General features: G+C 63.4%; 18 protein-coding genes. 6 read left to right on the top strand and 12 right to left on the bottom strand.

The window, feature by feature from the left end; translation table 11 throughout:
* Positions 1-24: 24 nt before the first annotated feature.
* The 5 genes from ACSZPK_RS25275 (at position 25) to ACSZPK_RS25255 (ending at position 5,962) form a co-directional block, all read left to right on the top strand.
* Entirely contained in the window at positions 25-978 is a 954-nt protein-coding gene (locus tag ACSZPK_RS25275) for a LysR family transcriptional regulator (protein WP_437884379.1), read from the top strand.
* Between the two features lie 209 nt (positions 979-1,187).
* Positions 1,188-2,594 (top strand): NAD(P)/FAD-dependent oxidoreductase, encoded by a 1,407-nt coding sequence (locus tag ACSZPK_RS25270; RefSeq protein WP_437884378.1) that lies wholly within the window; start codon positions 1,188-1,190, stop codon positions 2,592-2,594.
* A gap of 19 nt (positions 2,595-2,613) precedes the next feature.
* Entirely contained in the window at positions 2,614-2,961 is a 348-nt protein-coding gene (locus ACSZPK_RS25265; RefSeq protein WP_437884377.1) for a cupin domain-containing protein, read from the top strand.
* Positions 2,962-3,007: 46 nt separating this feature from the next.
* On the top strand, positions 3,008-4,369 hold the full coding sequence (locus ACSZPK_RS25260; RefSeq protein WP_437884376.1) for an MFS transporter: 1,362 nt from the start codon (positions 3,008-3,010) through the stop codon (positions 4,367-4,369).
* Between the two features lie 114 nt (positions 4,370-4,483).
* Positions 4,484-5,962, top strand: a complete 1,479-nt coding sequence (locus ACSZPK_RS25255) for a PucR family transcriptional regulator (protein WP_437884375.1) — start codon at positions 4,484-4,486, stop codon at positions 5,960-5,962.
* A 90-nt stretch (positions 5,963-6,052) separates the two neighbouring features.
* Here ACSZPK_RS25255 and ACSZPK_RS25250 read toward each other — a convergent pair whose 3' ends face one another.
* From ACSZPK_RS25250 to ACSZPK_RS25215, 8 genes are all read right to left on the bottom strand, one after another.
* The gene (locus ACSZPK_RS25250; protein ID WP_437884374.1) at positions 6,053-7,297 is read right to left on the bottom strand and encodes a saccharopine dehydrogenase family protein; all 1,245 of its coding nucleotides are present in this window, start codon (positions 7,295-7,297) and stop codon (positions 6,053-6,055) included.
* Between the two features lie 134 nt (positions 7,298-7,431).
* Positions 7,432-8,529 carry a carboxynorspermidine decarboxylase gene (locus ACSZPK_RS25245; RefSeq protein ID WP_437884373.1) on the bottom strand — a complete coding sequence of 366 codons (1,098 nt, stop codon included), beginning with the start codon at positions 8,527-8,529 and terminating at the stop codon, positions 7,432-7,434.
* A 403-nt stretch (positions 8,530-8,932) separates the two neighbouring features.
* Positions 8,933-9,379, bottom strand: coding sequence for a type II 3-dehydroquinate dehydratase (gene aroQ, locus ACSZPK_RS25240; protein ID WP_437884372.1), 447 nt, complete (start codon positions 9,377-9,379; stop codon positions 8,933-8,935).
* A gap of 2 nt (positions 9,380-9,381) precedes the next feature.
* Positions 9,382-10,200, bottom strand: coding sequence for a shikimate dehydrogenase (gene aroE / locus ACSZPK_RS25235; protein WP_437884371.1), 819 nt, complete (start codon positions 10,198-10,200; stop codon positions 9,382-9,384).
* Positions 10,197-11,429, bottom strand: coding sequence for a CaiB/BaiF CoA transferase family protein (locus ACSZPK_RS25230; RefSeq protein WP_437884370.1), 1,233 nt, complete (start codon positions 11,427-11,429; stop codon positions 10,197-10,199). Before ACSZPK_RS25230 ends, aroE begins: the two co-directional genes overlap by 4 nt.
* On the bottom strand, positions 11,426-11,881 hold the full coding sequence (locus ACSZPK_RS25225) for a MaoC family dehydratase (RefSeq protein ID WP_437884369.1): 456 nt from the start codon (positions 11,879-11,881) through the stop codon (positions 11,426-11,428). The genes ACSZPK_RS25230 and ACSZPK_RS25225 overlap by 4 nt, the downstream gene beginning before the upstream one ends.
* A complete protein-coding gene (locus tag ACSZPK_RS25220) occupies positions 11,878-12,279 on the bottom strand; it encodes a VOC family protein (RefSeq protein WP_437884368.1) in 402 nt (133 codons plus the stop codon). The genes ACSZPK_RS25225 and ACSZPK_RS25220 overlap by 4 nt, the downstream gene beginning before the upstream one ends.
* A gap of 2 nt (positions 12,280-12,281) precedes the next feature.
* Entirely contained in the window at positions 12,282-13,226 is a 945-nt protein-coding gene (locus ACSZPK_RS25215; protein WP_437884367.1) for a ketopantoate reductase family protein, read from the bottom strand.
* Between the two features lie 90 nt (positions 13,227-13,316).
* On the opposite strand from ACSZPK_RS25215, the gene ACSZPK_RS25210 reads away from it, so the two are divergent.
* A complete protein-coding gene (locus tag ACSZPK_RS25210; RefSeq protein ID WP_437884366.1) occupies positions 13,317-14,222 on the top strand; it encodes a LysR family transcriptional regulator in 906 nt (301 codons plus the stop codon).
* Positions 14,223-14,225: 3 nt separating this feature from the next.
* Here ACSZPK_RS25210 and ACSZPK_RS25205 read toward each other — a convergent pair whose 3' ends face one another.
* From ACSZPK_RS25205 to ACSZPK_RS25190, 4 genes are all read right to left on the bottom strand, one after another.
* Complete coding sequence (locus ACSZPK_RS25205) at positions 14,226-14,984, bottom strand: ABC transporter ATP-binding protein (protein WP_437884365.1); 759 nt, start codon at positions 14,982-14,984, stop codon at positions 14,226-14,228.
* Between the two features lie 189 nt (positions 14,985-15,173).
* The gene (locus ACSZPK_RS25200) at positions 15,174-16,496 is read right to left on the bottom strand and encodes an ABC transporter substrate-binding protein (protein WP_437884364.1); all 1,323 of its coding nucleotides are present in this window, start codon (positions 16,494-16,496) and stop codon (positions 15,174-15,176) included.
* A gap of 61 nt (positions 16,497-16,557) precedes the next feature.
* Positions 16,558-17,625, bottom strand: a complete 1,068-nt coding sequence (locus tag ACSZPK_RS25195) for a branched-chain amino acid ABC transporter permease (RefSeq protein ID WP_437884363.1) — start codon at positions 17,623-17,625, stop codon at positions 16,558-16,560.
* Between the two features lie 12 nt (positions 17,626-17,637).
* On the bottom strand, positions 17,638-18,519 hold the full coding sequence (locus ACSZPK_RS25190; RefSeq protein WP_437884362.1) for a branched-chain amino acid ABC transporter permease: 882 nt from the start codon (positions 18,517-18,519) through the stop codon (positions 17,638-17,640).
* Between the last annotated feature and the right edge of the window lie 38 nt (positions 18,520-18,557).

The following is an 18,557-nucleotide window of genomic DNA, read 5'->3' as shown; positions in this document are numbered from 1 at the left end:
CTTTCATTCACTTCGGGACTGGCCGTGGATCTTCATCAACTTCGCCACTTCGTCGCGCTGGCCGAGCACGGCAATTTCACCCGCGCCGCCCAGGCGTCGTTCATCACCCAGTCGGCGTTCAGCCGCAGCATTCAGGCCTTGGAACAGAATCTCGGCTGCCTGCTGGTCGAGCGGAGTACCGGCGGGCGCAGTGTCACCCTCACCTCCCAGGGCAAAGCCTTGCAGCGCCGCGCACGGGAAATCGTCGATGGTGTGTCCAGCCTGCGTGCCGACATTCTCGGCCTCGACGGCCAACCGGCGCCGACCCTGGCCTTCGGTAGCGGCCCATTGCCCGCCGCACGGCTGGTACCTGCCGCCCTCGGCAAATTCATCGACGGTCACAGCGATACCCGCATCGATCTGCGCGTGGAGACACCAGACACGCTCAAAGAGCACCTGGACAACGGCGAGATCGAATTCATCGTCGCCGACCTGCGCCATATCGAGACCAGCAAGGGCTACGTATCCCAGGCGTTGCGGCCACGACGCTTCCAATTGTTCTGCCGTCGTCATCACCCGCTGACCCTGAGCGAAGTCTGCTTCAAGACACTCGCCAACTACCCACTGGGTAGCAACTCGCTGCCCGCCGAGTTGCGTGTGCTGCTCGCAGAACAAGCTGGGCGCCGGGCATTGCCGGCCAATCTGGAGTGCAAGCACACCGACGTGCTGGTGCAGATGGTCACCACCTCGGACATGGTCGGCATCGCCCCGGAGGATGTCGTCGAACACCTGGTACTGCGCGGCGACGTGGAACGCGTGAACTTCACCGATGCGCCTCAGGGGCTGCTGGTGAGCGGTACCTGCTTCGGTTTGGTCTATCGAGCCGACAGGAGCCTGTCGCCAAGAGCCGAGCAACTGATTGCCCTGATCGGCGAAATCGACGCGAGCTTCGTCGCGCTGAATGAGGAAGGAACGCGGGACTACGGTCTGGCCGTCTAGGCCCCAGCCAGGTAAACCAGAACATCGGCAATTGCAGGCTGCAACGCTCGTGGCACCAGAGGGATGGTGAGCGGGCGCTGTGGATTTCCGGGCATCCGGCTTTCGTCTGATCTTATGAGCATACGAAGGCATTTTCTTAGTAATGCTCAATGGTGCAACCCTTCCAGGCGACGTGAAACTGTGCAAAACGACACAGTGGAAGCAATCACATGCGCCTGGCCTCTTCACGCCCTCTGACACGCAGCCACTGGCTGCAAAGTCTGCCGGAAAACCTGCAGCCCGCGCGCTCGCTGGAGGGTAACCACAGCGCTGACGTGGCGATAGTCGGTGGCGGATTCGTCGGACTGTGGACAGCACTCACCATCAAGGAGCGCGATCCCGGCATCGACGTCGCCGTTCTGGAGCAGGACATCTGTGGTGGCGGCGCGTCGGGTCGCAATGGCGGCTTCGTCATGTCCTGGTGGCCGAAGATCGGCTCGCTCTTGAGCTTCTGCAGCGAAGAACAAGCCCTGTTCCTGGCCAATGCGGCCGAGCATGCGATCACCGAGCTGGGTGAGTTCTGCAATCAGCATGGCCTGGAAGAACACTATGTGCGCAAGGGCTGGCTCTGGACCGCGACGACGCCAGCCCATATCGATTCCTGGAACGGCACCCTCGAAACCTGTGCACGGCTTGGAGCCCAGCCGTTCGAACGCCTGTCGAGGGAGGTGGTCGCGCAGATAACCGGCTCCGCCATTCACCTGGCCGGCGTATACGAGCGCAGCAATGCCATCGTTCAGCCTGGCGCGCTGGTCCGGGGCATGCGACAGGTTGCCATCAACGCAGGCGTTCGGGTCTTCGAACAGACCCCGGTCACCGCCATAGAACCCGGCAAGACCGTGCGCCTGACCACCGGTGCGGGCCAGATCATCGCCGGCAGTGTCGTGCTCGCCAGCAACGCATGGGCCGCCGCCATTCCCGAACTGGCGCGCTTGATCGTACCGGTGAACAGTTCGATCGTGGTCACCGAGCCCATTCCCGTGCAGCTCGAGCAAATGGGTTGGTCGGGAAGGCAATCGATCACCGACTCGCAATTGATGGTGAATTACTACCGCACCACCAACGACGGCCGCATTGCGTTTGGCAAGGGAACCGGTGCCCTGGCCTACGGCTCGCGCATCAACGAGACCTTCAGCCTGCACAAGGACAGCATCGAACTCACGGAAAACGACTTCCGCCGCACCTACCCGAGCCTGGCCTCGACACGCATTACCGGTGCGTGGTCAGGACCAATCGATCGGACCTACGACAGCCTGCCGGTTTTCGGCACCCTGAACGGCAGTGAAAACATCCATTACGGCATCGGCTGGAGCGGCAATGGCGTCGGCCCCAGCCGACTCGGTGGGCGCATTCTCGCAAGTCTTGCGCTCAGCACCCGGGACGAATGGAGCACCTGTCCACTGGTGGGGCGTCGCTGCAAAACCTTTCCTCCGGAGCCGTTCCGATACTTCGGCGGCAGCCTCGTCAGAAACGCCGTGATCCGTAAAGAGCGCGCCGAACTGAAGGGTGCCCTCCCATCCGCCATCGATCGCGTGCTGGCCGGGCTCGCCCCGGCCGGACTTGAAGACAAAGCCTGACCATACAGGAGCCAACGACATGAGCCCGATCCTCAAACGGCTGACCGCCGACACCCAATTCTCTCCCCCAACGCCAGTCGTCCACCCCCTGGACGAGATCGTTGCACAGACCCGCATCGCCAGTGACCAGGTGCTGGAGAACCCGCGCGTCTCGCTCGGTATCTGGGAGTGCACGCCTGGTATCTGGCGCCGTCAGGTCCTCCAGGCTGAATACAGTTACTTCATCAGTGGCAAGGGCGTGTTCACACCCGACGAAGGCGACGCTATCCACTTCCAGGGAGGCGACGCCGTGTATTTCGCCCCCGCAACGGCAGGCGTCTGGGAAATCGAGGAAACCGTGACCAAGCACTACTTCATCGTCGGCTGAGCGAGCCTCCGCACCTTTTATAAATTCAATAAGAAAGGTCTTTACCATGAGCGTGTTCGATATCATCGAAAACTCCCCCGTGTCCACGTTTCACCGCAAGCTACTCCTTGCCTGCTGTGGTGGCCCGTTCCTGGATGGCTACATCCTCAGCCTGATCGGCATCGCCCTGATCGGGTTCGCCCATGACATTCCGGCATCCCCCGTGGAAACAGGGCTCATCGGCGCGGCGTCATTGCTGGGTATTTTCTTCGGCGCCACCGTGTTCGGGGCCATCACCGACCGGATCGGTCGAGAGACCATGTATGCACTGGACTTGACGGTATTGATCGTTGCCTGCGCCTTGAGCGCCTTCGTCACGGATGCCTGGCAACTGATCTTGCTGCGATTCGTCATCGGCCTGGCGGTCGGCGCGGACTATCCGATTGCGACCTCGTTGCTCACCGAATTCACGCCGTCCAGGCGCCGTGGCTTCATGATCGGGGTATCCGGCCTCGCCTGGTCGGTCGGTGCGATGACGGCATTCATCGTGGGCTACCTGGTGGTCAAGCTGAGCGGTGACCATTCGTTATGGCGCTGGATGCTGTTCAGCGGTGCGATAGTCGGTGTGATCGTCGTGCTGCTGCGCCGTGGCATCCCCGAATCGCCCCGCTGGCTGGCCAGCAAGGGCCGCGTGCAAGAGGCCGAAGAGGTGATTCGCCAGGTCTACGGCAAGTCGGTGAAAATCACCCGGCATGACATCGACCAGCTCAATGACGGTGGCCGTCCGCGCTCCTGGCAATCCGACCTGAAGATGATCGCCTCGGGCGGTTACCTCAAGCGCACCATCATGTGCGGCGTACTCTATTTCGCCCAGATCACCCCTCAATACGTGCTGTACACCTTCGGCGGCATGATCCTGGTTTCGGCCGGCATCACCGGCGTGAACGCGTCGACGCTGGGTGAATTGCTCATCGCAGTCCTGTTCGCCGTTGGCGTGATTCCCGCACTCAAGCTGGTGGAAACCTGGGGCCGTCGGCCAATGGTGCTGGTACCGTTCGCGCTCATGGCCGTCCCACTGTTCGCACTGGGACTGTGGGCCGACGCACCGGCCTGGTTCATTATCACGGCCTTCGCGTTCTATGCCTTCGTGTCCGGCGGGCCAAGCATCCTGGAGTGGATCTACCCCAACGAACTGTTCCCCACTTCCGTACGCGCTACAGCGGTCGGGGTTGCGGTCGGCTTCAGCCGCATCGGAGCCGCCACGGGCACCTACCTGACGCCAATCGGTATCGAGTCGATTGGCCTGCAGGCGACGCTCATGATCGGTGCCGGCGTGACACTGCTGGCGTTCTTCGTCTGCCTGGCCTGGGCGCCTGAAACCAAAGGCCAGTCGCTGCAACGATCCGCGTCGTTGAGCCTGACGACCTGATCGCAATCCACGGATGCCTTACCGTGCTAGGGTGAGGCACAAGCCAGCGGCGCAGGCGGTTATTCGTCCCATGCGCCGCCGGGCGTTCCAGCACAGGTGCGACGGTCGATCACCATGTCATTCAGTATCCAGGACATCATTGATAGCGTCTCGCTGCGCACCCGTTTACTCAGCGGCGAACAAGGTACCCAGAGACCCCTGAGATGGGCGCATGTGTGCGAACTGCCCGACCCCAGCGAGTGGCTGGGTGAAGGCGACCTGCTGATGACAACCGGCATCGGCGTTCCCCATGATGCCGGGGCACAGCGAGCCTATGTCTCCCGGCTCTCCGAAGCCAAGGTGGCGGGCATGATGATCGGTGAGAACATGCAAGCTCCCGAGGATCTCACCGGGCTCTGCGAGCAGGCGGTGCTGCTCGGCTTCCCGATATTGACCACCCACTACTCCGTGCCTTTCTCGGCCGTCACCAAAGCGATTCTCGATGCCCGCCAGCAAACCGAGGACCAACGTCGCCGCGCGGTGGTCCGCCTGTATGAAAGCACCAGGATCGGGCTGCGCCATCTCGCTCTCAAGGATCTGCTGCTGCGCCTGGCCGCCGACGTAAAAGCCGACCTCTACCTGTTCGACACACGTAGCTTGCGCCCCTGGGAAGAAGAACTGGCGCCTTTGCCTGAACGATGGAGCCAGGTGCTGGGCGCACGGCAGAGGCTCACCTACGATCTCGCACGCTGCCACGACGCAGAGCAAGAAGCGCTGGTGATGGCCCTGCCGGCGATTCCAGAGTGCGCCATTCTGGCGACGGGCGGCCTGCTGCTCGACTACGGGATTCTGCATCACATTGCGTCCGTGCTTGCGATCGAACTGGAACGTGTACAGAGCGAGCATGAACGCATGCTGCGCCTGGGCTCCGAGTTAGTCGATGACCTGGTCAATCTCAGGCTGACCGAGCGAGCGGCTCTGGAACGTCTGCAGCAGCTTGGTTACCAGCCTACCGCAACCCATTTCGCACTGGCCCGGCTCGACGAGGCGGCACCAGAAAACTGGCAGTTCGAGTTGAGCCGCCAGGGCCTCAAATTCCTTGCCAGGCAGGCTGGGGATGAAACAGTGATACTCCTGACCGAGCAAACGGCAAGCCAGGTGCTACAGTCGGCTCTGGCCTGCGGCGTGGGTATCAGCGCCCCTTTGGCTACGGGCTTGAGAGCCCCCGAAGCCCTTAGGGAAGCGCGCCTGGCGCTTGCCCATGCGACACCGAGCCGACCGATAGTTCACTATGCCAACGCCCTGGATGAAGCGTTCTGGCTACCCAGCGATCTGGACCAGGCTCGCAGGATGTATCGCCGGGTCATTGGCAACCTGCTCGACTACGACGCAGATAACGGCAGTCAGCTCACCCAGACCTTACGGGTATTCCTTGAACAGAATCGTTCATGGCAAAAATCATCGCAGATTCTCAACGTCCACAAGCAGACCCTGGTTTACCGCGTGCGTAGAATCGAGGAAATCACCGGGCGCTCACTGGACGATACGGAAGGCGTGGTGGCGCTGTGGATAGCCCTCCGTTCGATGGATATCTCGGCCGAAGGACCAGGCTGAAAACATGGCAGTCGCCAGATCGGCGCCCGACGCAAAAAAATGCGCCCACCCAGGGCGCATTTTTCATGCAGGGCCGCTCAGGACCTGTTCTCAGGCGCGAGCATCCCACGGGCGATCACCCTGCTCGTCCTTGATCCGGGTCGGCAGGCCCATCACGTCGAGCAGCTTGAGGAAGGGCTCGGCCGGCAGTTCCTCGACGTTGACCATGCGCGACACGTCCCACTCGCCACGGGCAACCAGCAGCGCGGCGGCTACCGGCGGTACGCCGGCGGTGTAGGAAATGCCCTGGCTGTCGGTCTCGGCGAAGGCTTCTTCGTGGTCGGCCACGTTGTAGATGAAGACTTCGCGCGGCTGGCCATCCCTGGTGCCCTTGACCAGGTCGCCGATGCAGGTCTTGCCGGTGTAGCCCGGCGCCAGCGAGGACGGATCGGGCAGCACGGCCTTGACCACCTTCAACGGCACGACCTCCAGGCCTTCGGCGGTTTTCACCGGTTGCTCGGAGAGCAGGCCCAGTTTGTTCAGCACGGTGAAGACGTTGATGTAGTGCTCGCCGAAACTCATCCAGAAGCGCACGTTGGGCACGTTGAGGTTCTTCGAGATCGAGTGCACTTCGTCGTGGCCGGTCAGGTACAGGTTCTGCGAACCCACCACCGGCAGGTCGTCGGTGCGCTTGACCTCGAACATGGTGTTGCTCGTCCACTGGGCGTTCTGCCAGCTGTAGACGGTGCCGGTGAACTCGCGGAAATTGATTTCCGGGTCGAAGTTGGTGGCGAAATACTTGCCGTGGCTGCCGGCATTGACGTCGAGGATGTCGATCGACTCGATCGTGTCGAAATGCTGTTGCTGGGCCAGGGCCGCATAGGCGTTGACCACACCCGGGTCGAAACCGACACCGAGAATGGCGGTGATGTTCTTCTGCTGGCATTCCTCGAGGTGTTTCCACTCGTAGTTGCCATACCAGGGCGGCGTCTCGCAGATCTTGCCCGGTTCTTCGTGGATGGCGGTGTCCAGGTAGGCCACGCCGGTATCGATGCAGGCACGCAGCACCGACATGTTGAGGAAGGCGGAACCGACGTTGATGACGATCTGCGATTCGGTCTCGCGGATCAGCGCCTTGGTCGCCTCGATATCCAGTGCATTGAGCGAGAAGGCCTGGATGTCGGCGGGCACCTTGAGGCTACCCTTGGCCTTGACGCTGTCGATGATGGCCTGGCATTTGGAGATGTTCCGTGACGCAATCGCAATACGACCGAGCTCGTCGTTATGCTGCGCACACTTGTGGGCCACCACCTTGGCGACACCTCCTGCACCAATGATAAGAACGTTCTTCTTCAATTGTTTCACCTCCAGGGTACTGCGCTCGTTGAGAAATATGATTCGGTACCACTACACATGACTTGTAGCTTCATCCGTCCACCAAACACGGTGGACAAAAAGAGCGTTGTCCACCCTACGCCCACATCCGGCTGTTACGACAGGCTCGACAGGTAATCGTCGAAGCCGAACTCGCGCACCACCTCGGTGCTGCCGTCGAGCTGCTTGACCACGATGGCCGGCATCTTCAGGCCGTTGAACCAGTTCTTCTTGACCATGGTGTAGCCCGCCGTATCGACGAACGACAGGCGATCGCCGACGGCCAGCGGCTTGTCGAACTGGTACTCGCCGAAGATATCGCCGGCCAGGCAGGATTTGCCGCAGACCATGTAGGTGTGCTCGCCGCTGTTGGGCGCCATCTTGGCGTTGAGGCGGTAGATCAGCAGGTCGAGCATGTGCGCTTCGATGGAACTGTCGACCACCGCCAGGTGCTTGCCGTTGTACAGGGTGTCGAGCACCGTCACTTCCAGCGACGCGCTGCGGGTGATCGCCGCCTCGCCCGGTTCCAGGTAGACCTGCACGCCATATTTTTCGGCGAAGCCTTTCAGGCGCGCGCAGAAGGCATCCAGCGGATAGTCGTCGCCGGTGAAGTGGATGCCGCCACCGAGGCTGACCCAACTGACCTTGTGCAGCAGGTGGCCGAAACGCTCCTCGATGTGCGTGAGCATCTTGTCGAACAGGCCGAAGTCGCCGTTATCGCAATTGTTGTGGAACATGAAGCCGGAAATCTGCCCGATCACCGCTTCGATCTTTTCCGGGTCCCACTCGCCGAGGCGGCTGAACGGGCGCGCCGGGTCGGCCAGCAGGTAGTCGGAGCTGCTCACCTGCGGGTTGACGCGCAGGCCACGGATCTTGCCCTCGCTGGCGGCGGCGAAGCGCTGCAACTGGCCAATCGAGTTGAAGATGATCTTGTCGCAGTTCTCCAGCATCTCGTCGATTTCATCGTCGGCCCAGGCCACGCTGTAGGCGTGGGTCTCGCCGGCGAACTTCTGCCGACCCAGCTTGAGTTCGAACAGCGACGAGGACGTGGTGCCATCCATGTACTGCTGCATCAGATCGAACACCGACCAGGTGGCGAAGCACTTCAGCGCCAGCAGCGCCTTGGCCCCGGACTGCTCGCGCACGTGGGCGATCTTCTGCATGTTGACCAGCAGCTTCTGCTTGTCGATGAGGTAGTACGGCGTCTTGATCATTGCGGGCACTCCGGCAAGGCCAGCCAAAAAAGGTCCGAATTGTGCCGTCACTCGACGAATATCGAAAGGGTTGGCCGCGCATTTCGCCGTTGCCATAGGCTGAACGGCCTAACCACGCGGCTTTCACGGAACAGCGAAAACGTGACGATTCGTGGCTGGGAGTAAACCAGGCGGATATGAACGCTTTATGGATGGGCGTTTTCTGGGTTCCCGCCTTCGCGGGAATGACGTGGGGGGACTAGGGATTCCTGCCTTCACGGGAACGTGGCGGCTTCGGCTCCCCCTCGAAAGCCCCCGCCCCACTCACCGTCATTCCCGCGAAGGCGGGAACCCAGAAAACCCAGGTCCCCCCACAGAAATGACGACTAGCTACAGCCCCTGCTCGCGCCCTCTTGCTCGGCCTTCATCCACGCACCCGGCTCACCGCCGCACGCAGCGCCAGCAGATAGCTGTCCAGGCCGAAACCGCAAATCTGCCCGCTGACGATCTCGGCAAACACCGAGTGGTGCCGGAACGGCTCGCGGGCATGGATGTTGGACATGTGGATTTCCACCACCGGCACGGTGAGTATCGCCAGGGCATCGCGGATACCGTAGCTGTAGTGGGTCCAGGCACCGGCGTTGATCAGCACCGCATCGACGCCGTCGGCATAACCCTGGTGGATGCGCTCGCAGACCTGCCCTTCGCAATTGCTCTGGAAGCTCTTGATACGCACATCCAGCTCATCGCCCAGGGCCTGCAAGCTGGCGTCGATCTCCGCCAGCGTAGTCGTGCCGTACTGCGCCGGGTCGCGCTTGCCGAACATGTTGTGATTGATGCCATGCAGCATCAGGACCTTGAGGGTACTCATGCTCACACCAGGGGAATGGTCAGGCGGTCGATGACCGGGCGGGTTTGCGGACGCATCCCCCGCCACCAGAAAAACGCCTCGGCCGCCTGCTCCACCAACATGCCAACACCATCGGCCAGATTGGTGACGCCAGAGCCCTGCGCCAGACGCAGGAACGGCGTCAGGCCCTTGCCATACGCCAGCTCATAGGCCAGTCGGGCATTACCGAACACATCGGCAGTGATCGGTGGCAACTCAGCGCTCAAACTCGCCGAGGTTGCGTTGACCACGATGTCGAAGGACTGCCCTTGCAACTGCGGGTAGCCCAGCACCTCGACGTCGCGGCGCCCCGCATCGGCGAGCAGCCGACGCGCCTTGTCCAGGTCACGGTTGGCGATCACCAGGCGCGCCGGGTTGGCGTCGAGGAACGGCAGCAAGGCGCCTCGTGCAGCACCGCCGGCCCCAAGCAGCAACACCCTGCGCCCGGCCAGCGGCTGGCCGAGGTTGTGCTGGATGTCCCGCAGCAGGCCGATGCCATCGAAGTTCTCGGCCTCGACCCGGCCCTCGACGAACTTCAGTGCATTGGCGGCACGCGCCAGACGAGCGCGCTCGCTGGCCGAGTTCGCCAACTCGAAGGCCTGCAACTTGAACGGCGCGGTGACGTTCATGCCCAGGCCGCCCTGTTCGCGAAAGCGCTGCACATCGCCCTTGAAGTCCTCCAGGGAGCCTTCGATGGCGGTGTACTCGATACGCTGCCCGCACGCCTCGGCAAACAGGCCATGGATCAGCGGCGACTTGGTGTGGTTGATCGGCCTGCCGATCACCGCGTAACGGTCTGTCATGGGACATCTCCCTGAGTGAACAGCACACCATCGGCCTGCATCGAGGCAATCTCGCCAGCACTGAAACCAAGGCCAGCAGCGACCTCGGCGTTGTGTTCGCCAAGATCGGGGGCGACCTGATGCACGGTGGTGTCGCAGTCAGAAAAACGGAACGGCAGGTTCGCCAGGCGCAAGGTGCCGTAGCGTGGATGCCGCTGCTCGACGAGCATGCCGCGCGCCTGGATCTGCGGGTCGGCCAGCACCTCGTCGATGCGCTGGACCTTGGCGCTGGGGATATCGATCTCGTCGAGCAGGCGCAGAATCTCGGCCACCGGACGCACGGCGACCCAGCGTTTGACCACGTCGAGAATGTCCTGCCGATGGGTATTGCGCCCGTTCAGGCTGTGGTAGCGAACATCCGCACCGAAACCGGCTGGCGCCCCATTGTCCTCCAGCATCGCCGCGAAACGCTTCCAAGCATCGTCGACCTGGGCCGCGATCACCAGATCGCCATCGGCGGCGCGGAACACGCCGTAGAGCGTCGAGGTCGGCATGTCGTGGCCGGTCTGTTCGGGCAGCACCGTGCCGTCGGACAGGGTGTAGCACTGCACCGCGTACTCGTGCATCGACACCAGGGTGTCGTACAACGCCATGTCGATATGCTGGCCGCGCCCACTGGCGACCCGCCCCAGCAGCGCCGCGTTGATCGCCGCCACCGCGTGGATGCCGGTGTACATGTCGCCCAGGGAAATGCGCAGCAACGGCGGCGCCTCGCCGGGCACGCCGACCATCTGCATGATGCCGCTCTTGGCTTCGGCGATCAGGCCGAACCCGGCGCGGTGGGCATCCGGCCCGGTGTGGCCGTAGGCGGAGATCGAGCAGTACACCAGCCGCGGGTTGCGTGCCGCGAGTTCGGCATAACCCAGGCCCAGCTTGTCCAGCGCGCCGGGTCGGTAGTTCTCGATGAACACATCGGCGGAGTCGCAGAGCTTGTGCATGAAGGCTTTGCCGCGCGGGTCCTTCATGTTCACGCTGACGCCGCGCTTGCCCATGTTCAGTTGCAGGAAGTAGCCGCTCTGCTGGTCGTCCAGGGTGTAGGCATGCTGGCGCCCGGCATCGCCCGTACCGGGGCGCTCGACCTTGATCACCTCGGCGCCGAGCGCGGCCAGGCAACGACCGACGTAAGGGCCGGCAAGGAAGTGGCTGTAGTCGATCACACGGATGCCCTTGAGCGGTAGTGGCTGGCTCATGCGTGCGGCCTCCGTGGCACCATCAGGCGGTGCTCGCCACGCTGCACCACCTCGCCGTGTTGGTTGATCAGCTCCGAGGGCAGCACCACGATGCCCCACTCGGGGCGGCTCTTGCTCGGGCGCATCGAGCCGACGCGCATCTTCACGTGCAGCACGTCGTCGACCTTGATCGGCAGCAGGAAGTCCCAGGTCCAGCCCAGCGACATGCCCGGCAGGAAACGGTAGTCGCACTGGGTCTTGAGACCATCGGCGATGCTCAGGCCGAACAGGCCGTGGGCAACCAGGCAACCGAAGTGGCTGGCGTTGGCGTAGGCTTCGTCGACATGCACCGGCGTGTGGTCGCCGGTCAGGTCGGCGTAGGCGAGGATGCGTTGCCTGGTCACGGTGTAGCTGGGGCTGATGCACTCGTCGCCTTCGCGGGCGTCATCCCAATACTTCTCGACGCTGCTCATGCGCACGTCTCCACCCGAGGGTTGATGGCCAGGATTTCGCCAACCGCCTTGGCCGGCGACGCCTGGATGAACTCCACCGCCAGGCCATCCGGCAGGCGCAACCAATTGCGTCCCTGGGGCATCTCGCTGACGCCGTCGAAACGCCATGCCGCCGCCAGCGCCGCTTCCATGTCTTCGCACATCATGCCGAGGTGGGCCATGCGCCCTTCCGGGCCGGCGAAGTCAGGCTGGGCGATGAACTGCATGCCGCCGAGGGTCCAGTACAGGGTCGGTCGTTCGAGGCTGCCGTGCACTTCGCGCATCGTCATGCCGAACACGTCGTGGAAGAACTTGATATGCCAGTGAATGTCACGGACCCAGAAGGCCACGTGCTCCAGATAGGCTTTGGGGATGCTCATGCTCAGGCTTCCTCTTGTTGGTGATCGGCCATCGCCCGCTCGATGCCTTTCATGCAGGCATGCAACGTGGCGTTGACCGGGGTGGCCACGCCATGGCGCTGACCCCAGCGCACGACGGAACCGTTGATGAAATCGATTTCGGTGACCGAGCCCTTTTCCAGGCTTTGCAGCATCGAGGTCTTGAATGCGGCGGGCAGGCCTTCGGCGGCCAGGTTCCAGGCCGACTCGGGATCGTTCAGGCTCAGCTCGATACCCGCCGCACGGGCCACCGCGATGGCCTCGGCGACAGCGGCCAGGGACGTGCTCTTCAGCAGTGGCTCGCTGTACAGCTGGCCGTAGGTCAGGCGGGTGATGCCGGTCAGCGCGCCCGTGGCGACGTTGACCAGCAGTTTGTCCCACATGGTGCCCATGATGTTGGCGCTGACCGTAGTCGCCAGGCCGGCGCCGTTGAACACCTCAGCGATGGCCTGCACACGCTCGCTCAACTGGCCGTCCAGCTCACCGATATAGGTGTGCTTGCCGGTCACCCCGGCGCGAATGCGACCTGGCCCAAGCAGCACGCCGCCGACATAGGTCTTGCCCGCCAGTACCCGCTCACGCCCCACCGCATCGGCAAGGATGTCCTCATGCCCCAGCCCGTTCTGCAACGACAGCACCAGGGTCTGCGGGCCGATCAGCGCCTTGGCACTGGCGATGGCCTCGGCGGTGTGGAACGACTTGACCAGCACCACCACCAGATCGACCTCGCCGATCTCGGTCGCCCGAGTGGACGCTTTTACCGCGACCTGGCGTTGGCCTCGCTCGTCATGAACCTCAAGCCCTTGGCGATTCATCGCCTCGACATGAGCCGCCGAGCGATTCAGCAGCCAGGTTTCATGACCCGCTTCGCTGAGCGTGGCGCCGATGGCGCAGCCCAGGGCGCCGGCGCCGAGAATGCAGATGTTCATATAGCGGTCTCCTTGTTTGCGGAGACCTTAAGCAGCCAGGCGATGTTGAGCTATACAATGGAGCCAATACTACCATTGAGTTTCGCAATAATGGACCAGCCAGAGCCGCTGCCAGAACCCAAGCTGCTGCAGCTTTTCGATGTGCTCTACACCCTGCGCAGCGTGACCCGCGCCGCCGAACAGCTGGGCCTGAGCCAGCCGACCATCAGTATCTGGCTGGGCCACTTGCGCAAGCAGTTGAACGATCCGTTGTTCGTTCGCACACCGTCGGGCATGGCCCCGACGCCGCGCGCCGATGTGCTGATCGGGCCATGCCGGGAGGTTCTCGAATCCCTGCGTCGCCTCACCGCCTGGGAAAGCGACTTCACCCCGGCCACGGCGCAACGGCGCTTTCGCCTGTGCATCAGCGACGCCAGCCATATCACCCTGCTGCCGAAAGTGCTGGAACACCTGCGTGCCCATGCGCCCGGCATTCGCCTGGAAGCGGCGCGCATCGACGGCAACACCGAAGCGGCCCTGGAATCAGGCGAAGCCGACCTGGCCATCGGCTTCGTGCCCTGGCTCGGCGGCGGCATGTACCAGCAAGTGCTGTTTCCCCAGGACTGGGTGTGCCTGAGCAGCGCCACGCATCCGCGCATCGTCGAGGGCCTGGACCTTACCGCCTACCTCGCCGAAGGCCATGTGCAGGTCAGCGCCGGCACCGGCCAGAAGCTGCTCGACGCCGGCCTCGCACGCGCCGCCATCGAACGGCGGATCATCCTCAGCCTGCCCGGCTTTCTCGGCCTGGGCGCGATCATCGGCAGCACCGACCTGATCGCCACCCTGCCCCGCCACATCGGCGAGACCCTGGCAGCCATGCACGGCCTCGCGGTCCATGATTGCCCGGTGAGTATCGATACCTTCACCGTCAAGCAGCACTGGCATGCGCGCTATCACCAGGACAGTGGCAACCGCTGGCTGCGCGGGGTGATGCTGGAACTGTTTCAGCGAACTTGAAAACTACCCATGGCGCGCATTCGGCGTCGCGCCACCGAGATAGAAATCGTGGATATCCTCGCGCGCGGCCAGTTGCGCGGCCGGCCCCTGGTCGACCACTCGGCCGCTTTCCAGCACGTAGGCATGGTGGGCATGGCGCAGCGCGACGTCGATGTTCTGTTCGGCGATCAGGAAGCTGACGCCCTGCTCGCGATTGAGCCCGGCGATGATCTGGAAAATCTCGTCGACGATCTGCGGCGCCAGGCCCATCGAGGGTTCGTCGAGCAGCACCAGGCGCGGCCGGGAAATCAGCGCCCGGCCGATCGCCACCATCTGTTGCTCGCCGCCCGAGGTGTAGCCGGCCTTGCTCTTGCGCCGCTCTTTCAGGCGTGGGAACCAGTCGTAGATGCGCGCCAGTTCGTCACGCAACTCGCCGCGTGATACACCGGGCCGGGCGAAGGCGCCGGTCAGCAGGTTTTCCTCCACCGTCAGTTGGGCGAAGCAATGCCGCCCTTCCAGCACTTGTACCAGGCCTTCGGCGGCGAGGGCCTGGGTGGCGCTACGGGTCACGTCCTGGCCTCGGTAGCGGATGCTGCCACGCGCCACCTCACCGCGCTGGGCGCGCACCAGGCCGGTGATCGCCTTGAGCGTGCTGCTCTTGCCCGCGCCATTGGCACCGAGCAGTGCAACGATGCGGCCCTCCTCGACCGCCAGCGACACACCGCTGACCGCCAGGATCACCTGTTCGTAAATCACTTCGATATCGTCGACCTGCAGGATCATGCCCGCCTCCGTCGCAAGAGGGCCGGCTGAGCGGCCCATGGATCGATTGGTGAGTGGTGGCTTAGAGGTAGAGGCAAGCCTTGAGATGTACCGTCATTCCCGCGCAGGCGGGAACCCAGAAAACTCGCAGTATTTGGATTCCCGCCTTCGCGGGAATGACGGCATACCGGTCTGCCTCAGCGTCGAGGCTTATTCCTCCTTGCTGCAATCACGCGGGGTAATGCCTTTCTCCTCGGCGTATTTGTGCGACGACGCTTCGATGATCGGCCGCAGCAACGCGCGATCCGCCTGGACCCAGTCGCTGACCAGGTTCCACTTCTCGCCGTCCCACTGCTGGAAGCGCACCGCACCGCCGCCTTCGTGGTCGGCGCAGGACAATTGCAGCGGTTGCACCAGCCCTTTCGCGCCCAACGCCTGCAAACGCTCGTCATTCAGGCGCAGGTGTTCGAAGCCCCAGCGCACTTGCTCGCCGGTCAGCGGTTGCTTGCCGAATTTTTCCTGGGCGATGCGCAGGGCCTCGACGTTGAGGATGCCGTTGACCACGCCGAGGTTGTAGTAGACGGTGCCGAAGCGCTTGGGATCGGCGAGGTCGCCCTGGCCCTTGTCGACCACGTCGGCCTTGATGCCCTGCAACACCGGGAAGCTGGTGCCGGACGGGTGCGTGGTGATCGAGATATAGCCCTTGGCCGCGGCGCCTGCTGGTGCAGCGTCTTCCTCGGAGTTGCTCCAGATGTTGCCGATGATGTGATCAGCCGGGTAACCGACCTTCTGCGCGGTCTTCAGCGCCACCGGGTTCATCACCCCCCAGCCACGCAGGATCACCCAGTCCGGTTTGATCCGGCGGATGTTCAGCCACTGCGACTGCTGCTCGTTGCCGGGGTGCGGCACTTCGATCAGGGTCAGCGTGAAGCCGTACTTGTCGGCCAGGGTCTGCAGCACGCTGTTGGTTTCCTTGCCGTAGGGCGAGCCGTGGTACAGGGTGACGATCTTCTTGCCCTTGAGCTGCTCGAGGCCGCCGCTCTTCTCGCCGATCCAGTTGACGATGGCCGACACTTCCGAATACGGGTTGAGCTGCAGCGGGAAGACGTAGGGGAACACGCTGCCGTCGGTGGAATCGGTGCGACCGTGGTTGATGGTGATCAGCGGCAGCTTGTCGGCGGTGGAGCGCTCCAGGGTGGCATAGGCGATGCCCACCGACAGCGGGTTGGTGGCGGCGGCCGGGGCGCCGTTGTGGCCCTTCTTCAGGCGCTCGTAGCATTCCACGCCCTTCTCCACCACGTACTCGGTCTCGCACTCGCTCCAGGTCAGCTTGACGCCGTTCACCCCGCCCTTGTCGTTGATGTACTTCAGGTAGTCGATGAAGCCGCCGAAGAAGCCGGTGCCGCCCGCCGCGTACGGGCCGACCCGGTAGCTCTGCAAGGGGAAGTACTGCTCGTTGTCCGCCTGGGCGCTGAAGCTGGCGGCAAGACCGAGGGCCAGGGCAAGGCCGCCGGCGAGGGTGCGTTTGATCATGTGTTTATCCCTGAATAGTTATTGGCATTGAAGGTGGGCGGTAAAGCCCTTGGGGGACCACTCAGTAGCGCAGCGGCCAGAGCCGTGCGCGCTCGCGGAAGCGTTGCCAGAGGCGCGCCAGGCCCTCCGGTTCCTTGATCAGGAAGAAGATGATCAGCGCGCCGAACAGCATCTTCTGCAGGTTCTCCAGTTGCCCGGCGGCGACCACGCCGTCCGGCAGCAGGCCGGCCAGGTTGGAGAGCAGCAAGGGGAAGAGCACGATGAAGGCGGCGCCGAAGAAGTTGCCGCGAATGCTGCCCAGGCCCCCGATGATGATGATGAACAGGATCTGGAACGAGCGGCTCAGGTCGAAGCCATGCGGCTCCACCGTGCCCAGGTAGGTGAAGGCCCACAGCGCGCCGGCGACGCCGAGGAAGAAGCCGCTGATGGCGAAGGCCAGCAGCTTGGCGCGCAGCAATGAAATGCCGACCACGGCGGCGGCGGTGTCCATGTCGCGCACGGCCATCCAGTTACGTCCCAGCTCGCTGCGTACCAGGTTGGCGCCGAGCCAGAACATCGCCACCACCACTGCCAGGGTGAACAGGTAGCGCCCGGCTGGCGAAGAGAAGTCGATGCCCGCCACGTTGAGCGGCGGTGCGCTGATCACGCCCGAAGCGTTGTCGTTGGAGAACCAGCTATAGCGGGTCAACGCCCATTGCACGAAGAACTGCGCGGCCAAGGTCGAGACCAGCAGGTAGAAGCCCTTGATGCGCAGGCTTGGCAACCCGAAGACGATGGCCACCAGGGCGCTGACCAAGCCACCGAGGAGGATGCTCGCCAGCAACGGCAAGCCCGGCACGCGCAGCTCGACGTTGTAGGTGGCGAAGGCCCCCACTGCCATGAACGCAGCCGAGCCCAGGGACAGTTGGCCGGCATAACCGGTCAGCAGATTCAGCCCCAGCGCCGCCAGGGACAGCACCAGGAACGGAATCAGGATGGCGCTGAACCAGTAGTCGTTACCCAGCCACGGTACCGCGCCGAAGGCGAACAGCAACAGCGCGGCCAGGGCGATGCGATCCTGGCGCAGGCGGAAGAACCGGCGGTCGTCGGCGTAACGCACACTGAACTGACCCGCTTCGCGATAGAGCATGATGACCTCTCCTTACACCCGCTCGATGGCGCGCTCGCCGAACAGCCCGGCCGGACGCACCAGCAGGAACAGCAGGGCCAGCACATAGGGGAACCAGTTCTCGATGCCGCCGCCGATGAGTTCGCCGAGATAGACCTCGGCCAGCTTCTCCGAGGCACCGATGATCAGCCCGCCGACGATGGCCCCGCTGATCGAGGTGAAGCCACCGATGATCAACACCGGCAGCGCCTTGAGCACGATCAGCGACAGTGAGAACTGCACGCCCAGGCGCGCGCCCCAGAGCAGCCCGGCGACCAGGCCGACGAAGCCGGCGACCGCCCACACGATCGCCCACACCCGTTGCAGGCGAATGCCCACCACCTGCGCCGCCAGTGGATCGTCGGCCACCGCACGCAGCGCCAGGCCGATACGAGTGCGGTTGAACAGCAGCGAGAGAATCACCACCAGTGCGGTCGCCGTACCAGCGGCGAACAGGTCGAACTGCGAGATCAGCATGCCCTGGAACTCCAGCGGCACATCGCTGATACCCAGGTCCAGGCCGTGTACCTGGGTGCCCCACAGCGCCTGGGATGCGCCCTCGATCAAGTACGACAGACCCAGGGTGGCCATGAACAGGGTGATCGGCGAGCGATTCACCAGCGGCCGCAGCACCAGCCGTTCGACCGCCAGCGCCAGCAGCACCAGGGTTGCCAGGGTGATGAGAAAGGCCAGCCAGAACGGCACGCTGCGCTCTAACAGGCTGACGAAGGTCAGCGCGGCGAACAGCACCATGGCGCCCTGGGCGAAATTGAATACGCCGCTGGCCTTGTAGATCAGCACGAAACCGATGGCGACCAGGGAATACATCACCCCCGCCAGCAAGCCGCCAATCAGCACTTCGAAGAAGAAATCCATGCTCGTTTCCTATATTGCGGCAACACGTCGCCGTGCCG

Source organism: Pseudomonas sp. LRF_L74 (assembly GCF_965644255.1).
In the GTDB taxonomy this organism is placed as follows: domain Bacteria; phylum Pseudomonadota; class Gammaproteobacteria; order Pseudomonadales; family Pseudomonadaceae; genus Aquipseudomonas.
The sequence above is the reverse complement of the archived record's forward strand: the minus strand, read 5'-3'. Positions and strand labels throughout refer to the sequence as shown.

Excerpts from the sequence above, each read along its gene's own strand:
- ACSZPK_RS25210 (WP_437884366.1), top strand. The coding sequence starts at position 13,317 with ATGGACCAGCCAGAGCCGCTGCCAGAACCCAAGCTGCTGCAGCTTTTC.
- ACSZPK_RS25220 (WP_437884368.1), bottom strand. The coding sequence starts at position 12,279 with ATGAGCATCCCCAAAGCCTATCTGGAGCACGTGGCCTTCTGGGTCCGT.
- aroE (WP_437884371.1), bottom strand. The coding sequence starts at position 10,200 with ATGACAGACCGTTACGCGGTGATCGGCAGGCCGATCAACCACACCAAG.
- ACSZPK_RS25225 (WP_437884369.1), bottom strand. The coding sequence starts at position 11,881 with ATGAGCAGCGTCGAGAAGTATTGGGATGACGCCCGCGAAGGCGACGAG.
- ACSZPK_RS25245 (WP_437884373.1), bottom strand. The coding sequence starts at position 8,529 with ATGATCAAGACGCCGTACTACCTCATCGACAAGCAGAAGCTGCTGGTC.
- ACSZPK_RS25205 (WP_437884365.1), bottom strand. The coding sequence starts at position 14,984 with ATGATCCTGCAGGTCGACGATATCGAAGTGATTTACGAACAGGTGATC.
- ACSZPK_RS25190 (WP_437884362.1), bottom strand. The coding sequence starts at position 18,519 with ATGGATTTCTTCTTCGAAGTGCTGATTGGCGGCTTGCTGGCGGGGGTG.
- ACSZPK_RS25215 (WP_437884367.1), bottom strand. The coding sequence starts at position 13,226 with ATGAACATCTGCATTCTCGGCGCCGGCGCCCTGGGCTGCGCCATCGGC.
- ACSZPK_RS25255 (WP_437884375.1), top strand. The coding sequence starts at position 4,484 with ATGTCATTCAGTATCCAGGACATCATTGATAGCGTCTCGCTGCGCACC.
- ACSZPK_RS25270 (WP_437884378.1), top strand. The coding sequence starts at position 1,188 with ATGCGCCTGGCCTCTTCACGCCCTCTGACACGCAGCCACTGGCTGCAA.
- ACSZPK_RS25200 (WP_437884364.1), bottom strand. The coding sequence starts at position 16,496 with ATGATCAAACGCACCCTCGCCGGCGGCCTTGCCCTGGCCCTCGGTCTT.
- ACSZPK_RS25265 (WP_437884377.1), top strand. The coding sequence starts at position 2,614 with ATGAGCCCGATCCTCAAACGGCTGACCGCCGACACCCAATTCTCTCCC.
- ACSZPK_RS25230 (WP_437884370.1), bottom strand. The coding sequence starts at position 11,429 with ATGAGCCAGCCACTACCGCTCAAGGGCATCCGTGTGATCGACTACAGC.
- ACSZPK_RS25195 (WP_437884363.1), bottom strand. The coding sequence starts at position 17,625 with ATGCTCTATCGCGAAGCGGGTCAGTTCAGTGTGCGTTACGCCGACGAC.
- ACSZPK_RS25260 (WP_437884376.1), top strand. The coding sequence starts at position 3,008 with ATGAGCGTGTTCGATATCATCGAAAACTCCCCCGTGTCCACGTTTCAC.
- aroQ (WP_437884372.1), bottom strand. The coding sequence starts at position 9,379 with ATGAGTACCCTCAAGGTCCTGATGCTGCATGGCATCAATCACAACATG.